General features: G+C 39.7%; 22 protein-coding genes. 12 read left to right on the plus strand and 10 right to left on the minus strand.

Annotated elements, in window-relative coordinates; translation table 11 throughout:
• Positions 1 to 202 precede the first annotated feature (202 nt).
• Positions 203 to 2,038 (plus strand): translation elongation factor 4, encoded by a 1,836-nt coding sequence (gene lepA, locus FFM70_RS09060; protein ID WP_137616537.1) that lies wholly within the window; start codon positions 203 to 205, stop codon positions 2,036 to 2,038.
• A gap of 158 nt (positions 2,039 to 2,196) precedes the next feature.
• On the opposite strand, the gene FFM70_RS09065 is transcribed toward lepA, so the two are convergent.
• Positions 2,197 to 3,351 carry a tyrosine-type recombinase/integrase gene (locus FFM70_RS09065; RefSeq protein ID WP_137616538.1) on the minus strand — a complete coding sequence of 385 codons (1,155 nt, stop codon included), beginning with the start codon at positions 3,349 to 3,351 and terminating at the stop codon, positions 2,197 to 2,199.
• Positions 3,352 to 3,496: 145 nt separating this feature from the next.
• Here FFM70_RS09065 and FFM70_RS09070 point away from each other — a divergent pair, with 145 nt between their 5' ends.
• Complete coding sequence (locus tag FFM70_RS09070) at positions 3,497 to 3,688, plus strand: hypothetical protein (protein WP_137616539.1); 192 nt, start codon at positions 3,497 to 3,499, stop codon at positions 3,686 to 3,688.
• On the opposite strand, the gene FFM70_RS09075 is transcribed toward FFM70_RS09070, so the two are convergent.
• The 5 genes from FFM70_RS09075 to FFM70_RS09095 all read right to left on the minus strand — a co-directional run bounded on the left by FFM70_RS09075 (position 3,668) and on the right by FFM70_RS09095 (position 6,639).
• A complete protein-coding gene (locus FFM70_RS09075; RefSeq protein WP_137616540.1) occupies positions 3,668 to 4,600 on the minus strand; it encodes a hypothetical protein in 933 nt (310 codons plus the stop codon). The two genes, FFM70_RS09070 and FFM70_RS09075, sit on opposite strands and share 21 nt — an antisense overlap.
• A gap of 116 nt (positions 4,601 to 4,716) precedes the next feature.
• Complete coding sequence (locus tag FFM70_RS14120) at positions 4,717 to 4,791, minus strand: SHOCT domain-containing protein (protein ID WP_137616674.1); 75 nt, start codon at positions 4,789 to 4,791, stop codon at positions 4,717 to 4,719.
• A 136-nt stretch (positions 4,792 to 4,927) separates the two neighbouring features.
• Positions 4,928 to 5,518, minus strand: a complete 591-nt coding sequence (locus FFM70_RS09085) for a DUF805 domain-containing protein (RefSeq protein WP_137616541.1) — start codon at positions 5,516 to 5,518, stop codon at positions 4,928 to 4,930.
• A 174-nt stretch (positions 5,519 to 5,692) separates the two neighbouring features.
• Positions 5,693 to 6,115: an ImmA/IrrE family metallo-endopeptidase gene (locus FFM70_RS09090; protein WP_137616542.1), complete on the minus strand. Its 423-nt coding sequence runs from the start codon at positions 6,113 to 6,115 to the stop codon at positions 5,693 to 5,695.
• A gap of 14 nt (positions 6,116 to 6,129) precedes the next feature.
• Positions 6,130 to 6,639: a helix-turn-helix domain-containing protein gene (locus tag FFM70_RS09095; protein ID WP_137616543.1), complete on the minus strand. Its 510-nt coding sequence runs from the start codon at positions 6,637 to 6,639 to the stop codon at positions 6,130 to 6,132.
• A 145-nt stretch (positions 6,640 to 6,784) separates the two neighbouring features.
• Between FFM70_RS09095 and FFM70_RS09100 the strand changes: the two genes are divergently transcribed.
• Positions 6,785 to 7,021, plus strand: coding sequence for a helix-turn-helix domain-containing protein (locus FFM70_RS09100; RefSeq protein WP_137616544.1), 237 nt, complete (start codon positions 6,785 to 6,787; stop codon positions 7,019 to 7,021).
• Between the two features lie 71 nt (positions 7,022 to 7,092).
• On the plus strand, positions 7,093 to 7,347 hold the full coding sequence (locus FFM70_RS09105) for a hypothetical protein (protein ID WP_137616545.1): 255 nt from the start codon (positions 7,093 to 7,095) through the stop codon (positions 7,345 to 7,347).
• Here the strand turns inward: FFM70_RS09105 and FFM70_RS09110 are convergent.
• Complete coding sequence (locus FFM70_RS09110; RefSeq protein WP_137616546.1) at positions 7,331 to 7,552, minus strand: hypothetical protein; 222 nt, start codon at positions 7,550 to 7,552, stop codon at positions 7,331 to 7,333. The genes FFM70_RS09105 and FFM70_RS09110 overlap by 17 nt on opposite strands.
• Positions 7,553 to 7,855: 303 nt before the next feature.
• Positions 7,856 to 8,611, minus strand: coding sequence for a hypothetical protein (locus FFM70_RS09115; protein WP_137616547.1), 756 nt, complete (start codon positions 8,609 to 8,611; stop codon positions 7,856 to 7,858).
• A gap of 109 nt (positions 8,612 to 8,720) precedes the next feature.
• Between FFM70_RS09115 and FFM70_RS09120 the strand changes: the two genes are divergently transcribed.
• On the plus strand, positions 8,721 to 8,912 hold the full coding sequence (locus tag FFM70_RS09120; RefSeq protein ID WP_137616548.1) for a hypothetical protein: 192 nt from the start codon (positions 8,721 to 8,723) through the stop codon (positions 8,910 to 8,912).
• Positions 8,913 to 9,022: 110 nt separating this feature from the next.
• Here the strand turns inward: FFM70_RS09120 and FFM70_RS09125 are convergent, their stop codons facing one another.
• On the minus strand, positions 9,023 to 9,256 hold the full coding sequence (locus FFM70_RS09125) for a hypothetical protein (protein ID WP_137616549.1): 234 nt from the start codon (positions 9,254 to 9,256) through the stop codon (positions 9,023 to 9,025).
• A gap of 47 nt (positions 9,257 to 9,303) precedes the next feature.
• Positions 9,304 to 10,032 carry a hypothetical protein gene (locus FFM70_RS09130; protein ID WP_137616550.1) on the minus strand — a complete coding sequence of 243 codons (729 nt, stop codon included), beginning with the start codon at positions 10,030 to 10,032 and terminating at the stop codon, positions 9,304 to 9,306.
• Positions 10,033 to 10,382: 350 nt separating this feature from the next.
• On the opposite strand from FFM70_RS09130, the gene FFM70_RS09135 reads away from it, so the two are divergent.
• The 7 genes from FFM70_RS09135 (at position 10,383) to FFM70_RS09165 (ending at position 15,555) form a co-directional block, all read left to right on the plus strand.
• Entirely contained in the window at positions 10,383 to 10,934 is a 552-nt protein-coding gene (locus tag FFM70_RS09135; RefSeq protein ID WP_137616551.1) for a helix-turn-helix domain-containing protein, read from the plus strand.
• 10 nt (positions 10,935 to 10,944) lie between these two features.
• Positions 10,945 to 11,232, plus strand: coding sequence for a hypothetical protein (locus FFM70_RS09140; RefSeq protein ID WP_137616552.1), 288 nt, complete (start codon positions 10,945 to 10,947; stop codon positions 11,230 to 11,232).
• A 472-nt stretch (positions 11,233 to 11,704) separates the two neighbouring features.
• A complete protein-coding gene (locus FFM70_RS09145; RefSeq protein WP_137616553.1) occupies positions 11,705 to 12,031 on the plus strand; it encodes a hypothetical protein in 327 nt (108 codons plus the stop codon).
• Positions 12,031 to 12,918: a YqaJ viral recombinase family nuclease gene (locus FFM70_RS09150; protein WP_137616554.1), complete on the plus strand. Its 888-nt coding sequence runs from the start codon at positions 12,031 to 12,033 to the stop codon at positions 12,916 to 12,918. The genes FFM70_RS09145 and FFM70_RS09150 overlap by 1 nt, the downstream gene beginning before the upstream one ends.
• Before the next feature lie 2 nt (positions 12,919 to 12,920).
• Positions 12,921 to 13,850 carry a recombinase RecT gene (locus FFM70_RS09155; RefSeq protein WP_137616555.1) on the plus strand — a complete coding sequence of 310 codons (930 nt, stop codon included), beginning with the start codon at positions 12,921 to 12,923 and terminating at the stop codon, positions 13,848 to 13,850.
• A gap of 96 nt (positions 13,851 to 13,946) precedes the next feature.
• Entirely contained in the window at positions 13,947 to 14,753 is an 807-nt protein-coding gene (locus FFM70_RS13950) for a DUF4373 domain-containing protein (protein WP_223877469.1), read from the plus strand.
• Complete coding sequence (locus FFM70_RS09165) at positions 14,734 to 15,555, plus strand: ATP-binding protein (protein WP_137616556.1); 822 nt, start codon at positions 14,734 to 14,736, stop codon at positions 15,553 to 15,555. The genes FFM70_RS13950 and FFM70_RS09165 overlap by 20 nt, the downstream gene beginning before the upstream one ends.
• Positions 15,556 to 15,755: the final 200 nt, after the last annotated feature.

The raw sequence follows: 15,755 nt of genomic DNA on the forward strand, positions 1-15,755 counted from the left end.
CCGCCGTATACGGAACCGTACGTACGGTGGTGTGAGAGGTCGGTAATTGAAATAATCAATTACCTCCTACTCGATCGTCTGTCGTCGTGACGGGGTCATTTTTATGATATCAGCGGGGTTAACTTACCGGAAAAATTGAGATTGTCGGGGTTAGTTGGTATAATTGGCTAGACTAGGAATTAGTAAGAAAGTAGGAAAATAAATGGATAAAGCGACAATGCAAGATCGGCAAAAACATATCCGGAATTTTTCAATCGTCGCCCACATTGATCACGGTAAATCAACGTTGGCGGATCGGATTCTTGAATTGACGGATACTATCTCGAAACGTGAGATGCAAGACCAAGTGCTGGATTCAATGGACTTGGAACGTGAACGTGGCATCACGATTAAGTTGAATGCGGTCGAACTGCATTATACGGCTAAAGATGGCGAGACCTATATTTTCCATTTGATCGATACCCCGGGACACGTGGACTTCACTTATGAGGTCTCACGGAGCTTAGCTGCCTGTGAAGGGGCGATCTTGGTCGTTGATGCGGCACAAGGTGTCGAAGCGCAGACGCTCGCGAACGTGTACTTAGCAATCGATGATGACTTGGAAATCGTCCCAGTCATCAATAAAATTGATTTACCTTCGGCGGAACCTGAAAAAGTTCGTCAGGAAATTGAAGATGATATTGGGATCGATGCTTCGGACGCCGTGCTCGCCTCAGCTAAGGCCGGTATTGGGATCGAAGAACTGCTGGAACAAGTCGTTCATAAGATACCAGCACCAACTGGTGATATCGATGCACCGCTCAAAGCCTTGGTCTTTGATTCAATCTATGATGACTACCGCGGGGTTGTGTTGAGCGTTCGAGTGCATGAAGGCATCGTGCGGCCAGGCGACAAGATTCGATTGATGAATAGTGGTAGCGAGTATGAAGTGACCGAAGTTGGTGTCAACTCACCGAAACCGATTGCGCGTGACTTCTTGATGGCTGGTGATGTCGGCTATATTACGGCCAGCATCAAGGATATTCAGGATACCCGTGTCGGTGATACGGTGACGAATGCCGCTCGTCCGGCTGAAAAAGCCTTAGCTGGTTATCGTGAAATGAATCCGATGGTCTATGCTGGGATCTATCCAACCGATAATGCCCGGTTTACTGATTTACGTGAAGCGCTAGAGAAGCTCAAGTTGAACGATGCGGCCTTGGAATTCGAGGCTGAATCTTCACAGGCGTTAGGCTTTGGGTTCCGTTGTGGCTTCTTAGGATTGTTACACATGGATGTTATTCAAGAACGACTTGAACGTGAATTCAACCTAGACTTGATCACGACGGCGCCATCTGTGACTTATCATGTCCTGATGACAGATGGCACTGAAAAGGATGTTGAGAACCCGGCAGAAATGCCGGAAGCCTCATCACTCAAGGAAATCCGTGAACCGTACGTGAAGGCCCAGATCATGGTGCCAAATGAATACGTTGGGGCAGTCATGGAATTAGCACAGCGTAAGCGTGGTGAGTTCGATACAATGGAATACTTGGATAATAACCGGGTCAATGTGGTTTACCATATTCCGTTGTCTGAAATCATCTTTGATTTCTTCGACAAGTTGAAGTCGAACACCCGTGGTTATGCCTCCCTTGATTATGATTTGGATGGCTATCGGGCGAGTGATTTGGTTAAAATCGATATCTTATTAAATGGGGACAAAGTTGATGCGTTGAGTTTTATTGCGCACCGCGACTTTGCCGCGGCACGTGGTCGGGAGATCGCGTCGAAGCTGAAGACGATTATTCCACGGCAAAACTTCGAAATTCCAGTCCAAGCAACGATTGGTGCCAAAGTGATTGCCCGTACCAATATCAAGGCATACCGGAAAGATGTGACCGCGCACTTGTATGGTGGCGACCGAACTCGACGGATGAAGTTACTTGAGAAACAAAAGGTTGGGAAGAAACGGATGAAGGCTGTCGGGCGAGTTGAGATCCCGCAAGAAGCGTTCATGGCTGTTTTGAAAACTGACGAAGAAGAAAAGCCGTCGTAATAGGGTTCCGCGCAAGCGGAGCTCTTTTATTTTGCTGATTTTCCTACCATTTTCCTACCTCGAAACCTAGAAGTAGGAAAAATAGACAGATTTCCCGTTTTTGTCTTCCAACCAAATTTATGAGAAATTCTCCTGTATAGCATTCTTCCTACCAAAATTTAATGACTGTTATCTAACATTTGCTCAAATATATCAACAGTATCACGTTTCATTTTTTGAGTAACATGAGAGTAGGTATCCATGGTAGTTGCAATCCTTGAATGACCAAGACGCTGTTGGATTTCCTTGTAGTTGGCATTATGTTCCAATAGCATGGTTGCGTGTGTATGACGGAGTGAATGGAAATTAAAAGGAAAGTCCACGTCTTTACTAACTTTTCCGGCATAATAATGAATAACAGATGGTGTTACTGGTTTTCCGTTTGCTTTGGTACAAACAAAGTTGCTTTCATAATAAAATTTTCCGTACCGCAAGTGATTGGCTAGTTGTTCTTTTCGAGCGTGTTTTAAGATTTCCACAAGAGTTTTTCCAATCGCAATAGTTCGATAGCTGGCCTTCGTCTTTGGAGATGTAATTGCAAATTCTGATTTAGGCTTCATGATCATTTGTTTGTTAACAGTCAGCGTTTGTTCTTCAAAATTGATGTTGTCCCAAGTTAGTCCCGAAATTTCCCCACGGCGCAAACCGGTATTAAATCCGATTTGTAATGGTAAGTAAAATGGTGATGCTTCGGGGACCATTGATAGAATTTCTTTAAACTGAGATAAACTGATGATTTTAAGCTCGGTACGACGTTCCTGGACGGTCCTTTCAAGATCATCTTTGTTAATTGGTGGAATAATATAATCAGCAGGATTTTGATTAAGAACCTGATAGGGGAAAACCGCCATTTTAAATCCTTTACGGATAACCGAAATAATAATATCGATTGTGTGCTTCGCTAAGTTAGTTGGCAAGTTATTGACAGCTTGCTGAATACTGACTGCAGAGACAGCTTTCATTTTATACATACCAAGCGCAGGCTTTATATACTTATCAATGACATTACGATAATTGGTCTGTGTGTTATATTTTAAAGTTTTTACAACAAAATTTTTATGCCAGTAATCAAAGTAATCGGAGACGCTTATATTTGATAGCTTGATTGGTGCACCGCCATTTTCATATTCATCTAGTGCCTTACGTAGTGCGGATTCAGCTTGGACACGAGTTTTACCACCGTATGTTTCGAAACGTTTTCGTTTTCCCTTAATCTTTGCACCTTCAAAGCTGTAGTACCAGCTATCACCGCGTTTTCTTAAATGTCCCTGCATAGATAAAACTTCCTTTCTAAATTGTTGTGAATGCCTATTTTATATAAATCAAACGTATGTTCTTTTGATATGTTAAATAAAAGCCCTAATAGGGCCATTATTGATAAATAAGGTGATATAATTTTGGAAAAAGAGGTGCTTCTATATGACTGATCGAGAGCGTAACTTACTAGTAAGAGCATTGCAATTCTATCGTGATGAAAGACAACTAGATGACTTACCAAGGGATAAAAATTTAAAATATTATGACTACGACGGTAACGGAAAGGTTACTTATTCTACTGCAGATGCAATTGATGCTAATAATATGGAAAAACTATTGAGCACCTTTAATTGATGGCAAAAAATATTCATTGTACACAACATTTAAACCATCTAGTAACATATCACATATTCTTTTAGAAGTAATACCACTATTATGATGATCTACCGAGTTTCGCAATCTAAATAGTGTATCAATGAAGGTTTGTTGTCGTGAGTCTAGACTAATGGGTTCTCTTGTAAATGCTTTGAGATAGTCCTTTGCAGTGGGATTGCGTCCTAATTGTCCCTCCTTATGATAGCTTATCAGTGTAAGTAGCATGAGGTGTTCTAGACAGCTTCCTAATGCAGCGGCACAAAGAAACCATTTTTGATTTTGATAAGCAAATAAACACTGATTGAATTCATCGGTAAATTGATTATCATTAATCGAAGTTAACATTTCATCGAAGTGGTAATTATCTACAAATAACTGGGTTTGTGTTAAAGGAAAGCTTTCAATTTTATTGTTTTTTATCAATTCTGTTTGAAAGTAATTGTATTCGTGATCTACAAATTCTTTGCTCCATTTTGATAAGTCGTCCAATTGATTGACTAGTGGTGAATTTCTAAACAAAACAGTAAATGATAAGGAACTTGGGATGGTCTTACTGATAATTGATTTTTCTACCAAGTTTTTATTGGCAAAATATTGAAGAAACTGTTTCGTACTGTATAGTTGTTCAAACTCAAAATTGTGAGTTTGGGCTTCCAGGTCAATGAATGTGAATGTGTCTTGATCACTACTGTGGGCGAACATAACACTAGTGGTAATGCTTTCAGACATGGATTTTCGATAAGCTCTTATTAAGTAGATGGCAATGTGCCTACTTTCTGCCCACGAAAATCTAGAATAATCGGTGTTTAAGTCACCCATGATATATTTAATTTCATCAAGATAATTTTTCTTCAGTGTGTCTATGATTTGTTGGCTTCCTTCAACTGTCAAGAATGCTCACTCCTGTATTTATTTAGTGGATATGTTAAAATTCCAACAATTCTAGTAATACTTTGCTTCAAAGTCATCTATGTTTCACTCATTAGGGGATGAATCCATTGTTACATTTATATCCCTAGCACTTGCCGTTTCTTCGTTTTGAACTCAGCTTCGGTCAAAATTCCGTCATCGAACAGTTGCATCGCTTTCTAATTTCGCCAACGATGCCAGAGGGGACAGCAGACTGCTTTGCCTTATTAGCGTTGATGATACCTTCCAAAGGGCGGTTGCTTGATCCTTTTTATTCTTAAATAAAAGCCCGAGTTAGGGGCCAAGTAATTATTTATTGATATATCTGTTTCCTTTTTGTCTTGATGGCTGCAGCATCATAATCAACACTGCTAAACTACCGATAACTGGTACAAAATTTATTAGCCAAAACGCACCACTTAAACCGATATCGTGTAATCTGCGGAATTCAGCAGTGAGCCCAATGATAAAGATGTAGATTGAATAAATTAACATTATTGCTAAAAGTACGAAGAGGGCAATAGTAGTTCCTGTCGGTGAACCATCTATATTAAATTCTAGTAATTCTGATCCAATACCCGTGATAGCACCGATAATAAAGCTATAAACGAAAGTTATCACGAATGTGATTAGTGTTACTCCAAGCAGTGCCCACCAATAGTCAGCGCGACCCATACGTTTGTCTATCTTGAACGAGTCCCTAAACAACAATTTTGTTGAACTGATTAGATTTGGATTTGAACTCTCGTTATATGGCTTGTCGATAGTTTCCATTTGAGTGTGTACTGTTGTACTTTGTTCGCTCTTAGCGCCATTTTCTTGTTTTGTGCCACAAAAAGGGCAAAATTCTGCGCTTTCCTGAATCTCTTTTCCACATTTAATGCAAAACTTCTTATCCATATGAACTTCCTCCAAAGGTAAAAGGCCCCATCCTTTTATCTGATTTTCTCCCCAAAGGTTAGCTTTTAAAGACTTCCTAGCTGGTCATATTGATTATTTTACGCGCTTATAGTTCAAACCATAGCTTTCACCAACATCATGTAGGTCGTCTATTTGTAGTCCTAGCGCATCTTCCTAAATCAATGAGGCTAATTCATGGGGCAACTTAAAGAAGTCTAGAAAGTCTAGTTCATCCTCCTGTTTGCTCCAGCCATACTCGTCACGAAGCATAGCTAGCATGAACCTGTTAGCTTCAATTTCATTTCTGTCTGACAGTAGACTATTTGTGTTGACCGCAAAAAACTGCGTATTAAATCCCTTATGATGGCGCAAGTGGAAGATTTCGTGGAAACAAACACCTTCCTGCGTTTTTTCGTCAATCTCACTATTGATAACGATCATTGGAATTCTATGCGAGTTGTTATTGTAGCCATAAATAGCACTGCCGAGATGATTAAACTGGACATTAATATTTAATTCACTGGCAAGTTCAAAGGCATTAAGAATCCCAAACTTATTTGTTAAATGGTCGATATCTTTTTCAATCCACCATTCCATATAACCAGCTCCTACTATTCCTCACCGTGACGATACTTCTTTGGCGTGAATTTTCTTTTCGCTAATTGCTTCGATAATTCGAGTGTCTGACGCATGGAGGCTTTCAATAACTCTTTGTCGTCATCTGAAAGTTCTGCACCATTTTGAAAGAATGATAAGGAGTTCTTAGAATCAAGTCCGCTCATCATATCTTCTAGTTCTTTATCAATGCCACGTTCATCCTTTTCAGTTAAATCATAGTAATGGTCTTTGTTAGTCGAATGCTCTTCTTCACTAGTATTTGCAGTGATTCCGGCCAATTCAAAGATTTCTTTGTCTGAAATGCGCAGACCGGCTGCCATTTTCTTTAGCGTATTTGGTCTTGGAATCTCTCGCTTCTTATTTTCAACCTGTGACCAAAAGGACGAAGAGATTCCGGCTTGAAGAGCAGCTTGACGAATCGTGAATCGTTTATCATTTCTGATCTCTTTAATTTTAGGCCCAAAATTTAGAACTTCATTGCGTAAATTGTCAGATGAACTCATTGCGTCAAACTCCTTTCTATGACTGGATTATAGCAAAAAGTGAAACAAAAAAGTGCAAAAAGTGAAATGTTATTGTTCGAAGTGGTTGCAGAAAGTGAAACGATGGTTTATAGTTATTCTTGTAATAAAGAAAGGGGGCAAGAAAATGTCAGTTGTTTTACCAGTAAAAGATACCGATGAATTAAGAAGCTTGATTAGTCTGAAAGGTGAAACTGTTCGCTCGTTTTCCTTAAAACACGGTATTTCTTACGGATATTTATCCCAGATACTAAATGGTAGAGAGCCATCTCCAAAAATGGCCAAGAAAATATCTGATGGTGTTGGAAAGCCAATTGATTCTATTTTTTTGTTCACTGGGGTTGCAAAAAGTAAAACAAGATGATTAGCTCCACAATCGATTATCACGCTTTTTGCAGTTATGAATTAGTGGTTGTTATGAAAGGTGGCGAGAAGATGTTTTTTACAGTAGGTGATTACATTACGGTTAGTGATGAATTAGTTGGGTATACGCGGCGTGCTAATAAAAATGTTGCAGAAATTCAATCAATTACACATTTGCCGTCTGGATATTATTTAAGCAATAGCGTGCAGTTGGTAACTAATAAGGAATCTGATTATTTAAAATCCAATGGATTAAAAAAGCTCAAGACGATTAAACAGCGACTTGAGCCCGTGGAATTAAATGTATTTTCTAAATTATATTCTTAAGCACGTCAGTAGCAGAAGTTTTAACCGTCCAAAGTTCGACTTCGTACTCAGAGCCTTTTGGTGCAAATGTCCGATGTTTAACTAAGTACCAAGGACCGTTTGTGTTAATAGCAAATGTATCATTTAGATCTGGCAAATTCTTCATATCAACAGAAATGTTTTTCCAAGAACTGCCGTTTTGAACATGTACAAATACGTGATGCATAATATCACCTCCTTTACCTAATTATCGCATAGGAGTGAACAGATGGATTAGAAATTATCAGGCGTTGGCTGGTTGTAGGTTAGCGGTTGTTATGAAAGGTGGTGAGCAATTGAAAATCAAATGGCACCCACAAGTTGTTGTCAAAATTAATAGTTTTTCTAACTGTCATCCTATCTTGACAAAATTTGTTTGGCCTTTCGTTGTAGCTCTCATTATTCCATTCATTGTTGTTTATCTAATGCACTAAAGGGTAAGTTACGAAACTACCAATTGTGTCGATTATTATTTGAGATAAAAAGGGGGCTAGCTAAGTGGTGATAATGATCGTATCAACGTTAATTCAAAATCTGTTGACTCTTTTAGAGCTTTTATTAGTCTATTTGAATTCTCTTGGCCGACTCTCAAACTTTGCTTTAGCGGTGTGGTCAGGTCTTTTGATTGCAGGTCTATTGATAGAGCTTGTGTTTCTTCTAATATTTGTTCAATAAGTGGTACAAACTCTGCAAGTGCTTGAAGTGTTTCGTCATTGTACTTAGACCAGACGGATTTTTCTACTTCAGTATTGATTTTATTGAATTTGTCAGACTCGTTTGTCAGTGCATGGTTTGCATACAGTGTATAGTGGGCGGACCAATATATAGAAGCAGAAACCTTTGAATATCTCAAGCACTTTGATAGTAGCTCCGGCGAGGCATATTTGAGGTTACTCATAATAAACTCCACGATTTCATCGTTGTATGGAGCATATTTGAAAGATTCATGGTCTTTAGGATCATTTTTATGTGAGTAATAAATGTTTTGACGTTGGTATTTATAAAAGGCGCCCAGCCAGATTCCTGTATTGTCGGATTCATAATAAATTGTTTTCAGCAACGGTAAATAGAAATTCTCATATCTTTCGGACTTATTACGAATTTTTATTTCTGTAAAGTATTTTCGCTGTCCTAGACGATGAGAAAAATAGACCGATGATACTGTTACCGATGCTGTGAGAATAGCACAAGCGATGGTTACTAAATTAGAGTTGGTAAGACCACTTGTCAGTAAGATTAGTTTCATGGTATTCACTTCCTTACGCTAATTATCGCATAGGAGTGGATAGGTGGATTAGAAATTATCACGCGCTTTGAGGTTATAGGTTGGTTGTTGTTATGAAAGGTGGTGGAGAATGAGCGAGAAAAAATACAAGTTAATGTCAATGGAAAAAATATTGGCGGATCTATTAACTGGAACATTAACTGGTGAGTACCATTTGGAAGAAGTGCAGCGTTCAAATGAACCATATGATAAAGGTCAAATCCGTTCACATTATGGCTTTGATGTTATTAGAAAAGCTCCCAAAGGAGAAAATGATGACTAAATCTGAATTGATTGAATTAGATAAATATCTGATTAAGGAGATCAAACAAGCAATTGAAAATGAAAATTCCGCAATGGTTGCAGCCATTACGGAATTATACAGATTGACACTTAGTCTTTACTAAAAAAGTCAATGAAACGGATCTTTTTTCCTAATACCGCAACAGTATTAGTACCGGTAAAGACATACGTACTATTTAAATGTTCCAACGTAAGGCCATCTTTAACGTTTTCAACACTGAGCACTTTGGTTGAAATCTCACCCTGAATTATGGTGTTGATTGTAATAGTTTTGAGACCTTTAACAGAGACGTGTCCTTCATCAAAGTAAATATTTGCATCCATGTTTATCACCTCCTTACACTAATTATCGCATAAAGAGAATAATCGGTTCATTTTTTATTGTAGCCCGGAGAAATAAGCAAGAACAATATTATGACGGTTCCAGTGACACCGAAATTGTTAAACATAACGCCAATTACGTATGAAACAAGTTCACCAATCACGGCATTAAAGAGGAACTTTTTTGACTCAGAAAGGGACTGATAACGTTGAATAATTTGGTTAGTGAAACCCTTCACGGTCTGATTTACTTTACGGGTGGCATTCTGACTGTCGTAGTTTACTTGGTCTATGGGTATGTTTTCTTTGTCGGACTCTACGAGCTCTTTAGACGGCTTGGATGGTTCAAACTCAGACGAAGAGTGGTACAAAGTATCAAAAACATCATTCATCTGATCCGCACCAAGTAGCTTGATTAAGTTAGCAAGCTCAGCATTACTTTTTTCAATTTGTTTTAAGCCAAGCTGATTTGAAACATTATTGAATTTTGTACCAAGGCTCATATCGTACGCGGTAATATTTTGAATTTGTAAATTTAAAGCGTTGTTTACAGACAACGCCAAAGATTTCTGAAGATTAACCGATTTCATAGCAGAGTTGATTAAGGACTGCTTGTGTATTGGTGGAACGCCAAGTACATGTAGAGTGGTTAAGTTGGACGCCGTGATATTTTGTCTTGCAACTATAGAGGGCATGTCATATGCAGCCACAGGAATATTGTTCATTGCTGTGCTAATTATTCTTGATTGTCTTTGTAAAGTGTCAGTTACTGTAGGCATATGACTCCAGGCGGCAGTGACCAAGCGAGACTGCGCTCGAATAGCACTACTAAACACGGCTTGGCTGGGGCTTAAAAATGACATTTCCAATTTTGTAAATAAGAATTACGGCAAGAATCCAAAGGCTTATTCATTGGACACAGCCATCAAAACCATCATTAGATTTCATCTGGGTATTTCAAATGTGTATCAAATTAACGAGAGCAATATTGATGAAGCACGTCGGATATTCGAGTTGTTAAAGATCAATATTTAATTTTCAAAGAACAATTGTTTCAAGTTTCATTATTTAAATTGTGCCAGTTGTGGCAGTTGTACAACTCAATAAATTATGAAAGACGTGAAATTATATGGCAGATAAAATTGTTATTTATCCGTCTGCCAATGTTAAACAAACATTGGGAAAGACGCTTCGGCTGAATCGTAAAACGCAAATGGGGCTAGGAAGTGACTTGGGATATACACAAGCAATGATTTCAAAGCTTGTTACTGGTAAGAGCGGATTGCAACTTGATCAGATTCAAAAGTTGCTAGACAAGCTACCATCGCATAACGAGGAATTGATGTTGGATATATTGAACCAGATTTCTGGTGGGATTGTTCCAACTATTGTTTCGAATCACTACCAGTTGATGGATGCAGTAAACCTGGATAATCGTGTTATTGCAGAATGCAATCAAGCAATTCAAGCATTTACTAGTGCGACAGATGAGCTAGGACGTCCCCGAGAATCAGTTGCTGACATGCGAGACCCTTACGAAGCGTTTTATCAAGGTTACGATGTAATTAAGTACCTATATCCGTTTCTGATTGCAGTCAGCAATTACCTTGGTTGCAGTATGCAGGATCTCGCTGCTAAGCGAGAAAAGGTACTCAAGCAAAATAGCTACAAATTAATGTGAGGTGATTTAAATGGCTTCAAACTACTTTATGGATGAAAAAAATCAAATCAGATTCACGTTAAGCATTGCTGATACAGCCAAAGCTTTGCGGACTAGTTATGAAAACATTAATGCGTTGATTGATTTGGGCTTGATCAAAGCGCTCAAATTGAGTTCTTTGTCAGTACCATTAACTGAAATTCAACGATTTATGGACGACAACGCAGGTAAGGACCTTAAACAAACTATTGAAGATGAAAAGCAACAGATTCGACTCAATGGTCAAATAAAGGCATTTGCATTACGAAAAGAGGGATGAACATGAGCCTTTTGGGATATGTTGGATTGCTTGTAGTTATTGCGTTTGTTGGCGTTGGTTTATCAGATTGAGGAGGCAATCAAATGTTGTTTTTTGTGGAAATTTTAGCCTTAGCAGCTCCGTTTATTTATGCTACTAAGAACGGCTGGACGGCAACTATCAGCATGCTAGTCAAGTTACCAGCAACACTATTTGGAATCTAGGAGGAATGAACATGTTTACTTTTAACTTAGCTGATCGCAAGTATCGTAACGTAACCATGGAAGAAATGCACGAAATTTTTAAGGAGGAGGATGCACATGAAGATAAGAAAAGTTCCCGCTAGCGCAATTCATAAGTATGAAAAAAACCGTGCAAGCATCGCAAGTGCTCACACGGCCAAGTTACAAACTTCCGAAAAAAGTTTATGTATCCAGTTTATTCCAAAACCTAGCTTGGTGCAACATATCAAGTTCGTTTGGAGGTGGCTAGTATGAGTTTAGTTGATATGCTGGATGGCTTGAACCGTTCAGAGGACGCTCAATTGATGACTGGTGACTATGAGCCAGATAGGTATTTGCCGATGGACGTAAACGATAACGACGTAGATCCTGATTCCTATTATTGGAAAGTCAACCACGGTTATTCTGGCGATTATGTTATGGATGACCCTGACACAATTGCCGGCTATCTTGATAGTGAGGGTTACGAAGCCAGCGAATATGATTATGGTTCGCACGTCTTACAAGATGATTATCAAGCAATCCTTGTTTATTTTGATGGTGATGGTACTGAACACGAAGCTAGGAGGCCTAGATAATGAGCGAGCTTAAGGAACGAGTACAACCGAAGATTGAAATGACCTATAAAATGGATCGTCACCAGTGGTTGGAACATCGTCGCAAAGGCATTGGTGGTTCTGACGTATCTGCCATTCTTGGTTTTAACAGTTGGCGCTCACCATTTGAAGTGTGGGCAGATAAAACTGGTCGCTTACCAATTGATGATAGTGGCAATGAATTCACCCACTGGGGCAATATCATGGAACCCATTCTTGCTAAAGAGTTCCAGCAGCAAACCGGCAAGAAGGTGCATCGACAAAATAAAACGTTTGTTGATCCAGAGTATGACTTCTTACGTGCCGATATTGATCGTGACATCGTTGGAGAAGAAGGCTTCTTGGAAATTAAAACAGCAATGGAATTCAAGTCTTCCGAATGGACGGATGATGAGATTCCGCCGGCCTATTTGCTACAAGTTCAGCATTACATGATGGTTCTTGACCGGCCGTATTGTTATTTTGCCACCTTGATTGGTGGACATCGCTTTATCACTAAGCGAGTAGATCGTGATGATGAGTTGATTGCAACAATGCGCCAGCAACTTGTTGATTGGTGGCAGAAACACATTATCCAAGATGTCCCCCCAGAAGTAGATGGAACAGATTCAACCACTAACACGTTGAAACAGTTACATCATAAGACCGAAGGTCAGCCAATTATTCTAAATGACGATTTGGACAAACTTCTCGTTGAACGTGAGCACCTTAAAGAAGGGCTCAAGACTTATACTGATGACATTAAAACAACTGAAAACAAAGTCAGAGAGGCAATGTTGACTACCGAAGTTGGCACGTCAAACCACTTTGTCGTTACTAATCGGCTAACCAAGCGGGGTAACCGCGTATTACGGATTAAGGAGAAATAAAGATGGCTACTAATAATACTTTGAGTAAAGCACTGAATCAACAACCGCAAAAGGTAAGTGCGAAGAATGCTTCAATTAAGGTCTTGCTGGAGTCACCTACGATTCAAGCAAAGTTCCAAAATGTTTTAAAGGATAAATCATCAGGTTTTGTGAGTTCTGTACTTAACGTCGTTAACACCAACGGTTATCTGGCTGATGCACAGCCAATGTCCATCATGACTAGTGCCATGGTAGCAGCTACTTTAGATTTACCCATTGATCCTAATCTTGGGTATGCCTACATCGTTCCTTTTAACGGAAAAAATAAGGAAACAAATCGGTGGGAGAAGAAAGCCCAATTAATTATTGGATATAAGGGCTATATCCAGCTTGCACAACGATCAGGTCAATACCGTAAGTTGAATGTTGCACCGATTCCGGAAGGAGCATTTATTTCATGGAATCCATTAGCTGAGGAGCTTAAGTATGACTTTAGCAAGGCTACTTCTGATAAAGCGGTGGGATATGCAGGTTATTTTGAACTACTTAATGGGTTTACCAAGACCGTCTATTGGACACGTGATCAAGTAGAAGCACATCGGATTGCGAATAATAAGGATAAAGATAAGCGTGCATTAACTGGTGTATGGCTAAATAACTATGATGCTATGGCCACCAAGACCGTTCTTCGTAGCATGCTAGGTCGTTGGGGTATCTTGTCCATCGAGATGCAGAATGCTGTTAGCAAGGATGAACAACCACAAGAATTGACTGATGATGGTCAATTAGTAGATGACCGGCTAGATATTACGGATGATGCTACCAACTATGACAGTCCGAATGATGAGGCAGACGGGGGTAAATCTAGCACAAAGTCAGATAAACTTGATTCTGAATTAACTAAGCAAGAGCAACAAGATATCTTTGATGCGGTGAATGGTAGTAAAAAATAGATTTAATTTATGAAAATAGAATTGGCTTGAATGCAGCAGCGACTGAATCCGCCGAACGGGTGTGAGGCCCATTAACAAATATAAGGGGGCGTTTAAATGGCACGTCCAATCAAAAAGGGTTTAGATTACTTTCCACTCGACGTTGATTTTGCAGTGAATGATAAAACGGAAGCAATTATGGGAGAGTTTGGACCAAAGGGTGTTTTGTTCATGATTTACCTGCTGTCTGCGGTGTACCAAAACGGATACTACTTGCAGTGGAATAAATTAAAGCAAATGCAGTTAGCTAATCGAATTGAGGGCGTGTCTCCTGATTTAGCTAATCAAATCGTTAACCGCTTGATTGCTTATGGAACCTTTAGTGAGGAACTGTTCAATTCGGCTAAGGTATTGACGAGCCAACGAATCCAAGAAACCTATTTAGATGCGACTAAAAGGAGAAAATCACAGAAACCAACGTTGTATTGGATTAATGACGACATTAACTTTGTTTCAAGTGATGTTAATGACGACATTAATGCACAAATTAAAGAAAAGGAAAGTAAAGTAAACAAAAATAAAGATAAACCAGACCCACGCGACAAAGTTCTCCGGGAATTTACCGAAAATGTTTGGAATATTTATCCAAAAAAAGTTGACTTTCAAAAATCTTATGATGCGTATTATTCTGCCAAGCTTGAAGGTATCGGTCTAGATAAGATTGTCTCAAAAATCAATGAGTATAAGGCATATCTGAAGTTGAACGGTACTAAAGAGTTTTATACCAAGAACCTAGCAAGTTGGTTACGGGGCCGCGGCTGGATGGACGAGTACGATATGACACCACCGGACAAGCCTAATTCTAGTGGCTCGCAGACACCAATGTCAAAGGAGGCTCAAAGCTATGTCAGAAATGACTTCTAATCCGTTGCAATTTAAAGCGCTGCACGGTTTACAAAAAAGTGATCAGGTTTGCCCAAAGCACCACGTCAACATGGTTTACATGGCGGGTCACAAACCGTTTTGTTTGGTTTGCTCGCGTGAGAGCATCGACAAAAAGGACGAAGAACGTGCTAAACGCATGAAAACTCGTTTTGAGCGCTTCCACACGATTGAGGTTTTGAAGCGGGACTCAATTCTTGATGATGATGACCTTAAGCAAGCGACATTCAAGAACTTTGAGCCGAATAGCGAAGAAGCTAAGCGCAATTTGGGACTGGCGCGGCATATTGCTGGCGAATACCTGGACCCCAAAACGAAGTACAACACGGTGCTTACCGGTTTGCCAGGGCGTGGTAAGTCTCACTTGGCATTATCCATGCTTAAGGCCGTGAACAAGCATAGTCAAGTGCCAATGGCGTGTTTGTTCGTGAGCGTCAACAAGCTCATGGGATTAATCCGCAGCAGCTTCGGCTACCCAGACAGCAAGTACACCGAAGCGAGCATGATTGAGCTGTGTGCAAACGCCGATTTGCTGGTACTAGATGATCTGGGTTCAGAGGCTTCGTTCAAGAAGCAAACCAGCGAGGCTAGTGAGTTCGTCCAACGCGTGTTGTTCGGGATTCTAAACGAGCGGCGGCGCACGATCATCACAACGAATTTACAAAGCAATCAATTGGCCGACATTTACAATCCGAAGTTATTATCACGGATGTATAAAGGCGTTAACGGCCACATTATCAAGTTTACGGAAGCAACACCAGACAAACGGGAGGTCGACTTTTAATGTGTAAATTATGTCATGGTACCAAAGTTGTTCACAACGAAATCATGCGCGGCGTAGTGGTTGTGCAGGCGTGTCCTAACTGCACAAGCGCCGTTCATGAGCATTATGAATATGAATTAGACAAGAGGGTTATGCAAGCTCTAAAAATGTAAGTGGAGTTGGCTTAGTAACTGTCATGTCTATCGAACAGAACAAATTAT

Source organism: Lactiplantibacillus nangangensis (assembly GCF_005405065.1).
Lineage (GTDB): Bacteria > Bacillota > Bacilli > Lactobacillales > Lactobacillaceae > Lactiplantibacillus > Lactiplantibacillus nangangensis.

Bases quoted from the DNA above. Each gene is read 5' to 3' on its own strand.
- lepA (WP_137616537.1), top strand. From the start codon at position 203: ATGGATAAAGCGACAATGCAAGATCGGCAAAAACATATCCGGAATTTT.
- FFM70_RS09065 (WP_137616538.1), bottom strand. From the start codon at position 3,351: ATGCAGGGACATTTAAGAAAACGCGGTGATAGCTGGTACTACAGCTTT.
- FFM70_RS09070 (WP_137616539.1), top strand. From the start codon at position 3,497: ATGACTGATCGAGAGCGTAACTTACTAGTAAGAGCATTGCAATTCTAT.
- FFM70_RS09085 (WP_137616541.1), bottom strand. From the start codon at position 5,518: ATGGATAAGAAGTTTTGCATTAAATGTGGAAAAGAGATTCAGGAAAGC.
- FFM70_RS09090 (WP_137616542.1), bottom strand. From the start codon at position 6,115: ATGGAATGGTGGATTGAAAAAGATATCGACCATTTAACAAATAAGTTT.
- FFM70_RS09095 (WP_137616543.1), bottom strand. From the start codon at position 6,639: ATGAGTTCATCTGACAATTTACGCAATGAAGTTCTAAATTTTGGGCCT.
- FFM70_RS09100 (WP_137616544.1), top strand. From the start codon at position 6,785: ATGTCAGTTGTTTTACCAGTAAAAGATACCGATGAATTAAGAAGCTTG.
- FFM70_RS09105 (WP_137616545.1), top strand. From the start codon at position 7,093: ATGTTTTTTACAGTAGGTGATTACATTACGGTTAGTGATGAATTAGTT.
- FFM70_RS09110 (WP_137616546.1), bottom strand. From the start codon at position 7,552: ATGCATCACGTATTTGTACATGTTCAAAACGGCAGTTCTTGGAAAAAC.
- FFM70_RS09115 (WP_137616547.1), bottom strand. From the start codon at position 8,611: ATGAAACTAATCTTACTGACAAGTGGTCTTACCAACTCTAATTTAGTA.
- FFM70_RS09120 (WP_137616548.1), top strand. From the start codon at position 8,721: ATGAGCGAGAAAAAATACAAGTTAATGTCAATGGAAAAAATATTGGCG.
- FFM70_RS09125 (WP_137616549.1), bottom strand. From the start codon at position 9,256: ATGGATGCAAATATTTACTTTGATGAAGGACACGTCTCTGTTAAAGGT.
- FFM70_RS09130 (WP_137616550.1), bottom strand. From the start codon at position 10,032: ATGCCTACAGTAACTGACACTTTACAAAGACAATCAAGAATAATTAGC.
- FFM70_RS09135 (WP_137616551.1), top strand. From the start codon at position 10,383: ATGGCAGATAAAATTGTTATTTATCCGTCTGCCAATGTTAAACAAACA.
- FFM70_RS09140 (WP_137616552.1), top strand. From the start codon at position 10,945: ATGGCTTCAAACTACTTTATGGATGAAAAAAATCAAATCAGATTCACG.
- FFM70_RS09145 (WP_137616553.1), top strand. From the start codon at position 11,705: ATGAGTTTAGTTGATATGCTGGATGGCTTGAACCGTTCAGAGGACGCT.
- FFM70_RS09150 (WP_137616554.1), top strand. From the start codon at position 12,031: ATGAGCGAGCTTAAGGAACGAGTACAACCGAAGATTGAAATGACCTAT.
- FFM70_RS09155 (WP_137616555.1), top strand. From the start codon at position 12,921: ATGGCTACTAATAATACTTTGAGTAAAGCACTGAATCAACAACCGCAA.
- FFM70_RS13950 (WP_223877469.1), top strand. From the start codon at position 13,947: ATGGCACGTCCAATCAAAAAGGGTTTAGATTACTTTCCACTCGACGTT.
- FFM70_RS09165 (WP_137616556.1), top strand. From the start codon at position 14,734: ATGTCAGAAATGACTTCTAATCCGTTGCAATTTAAAGCGCTGCACGGT.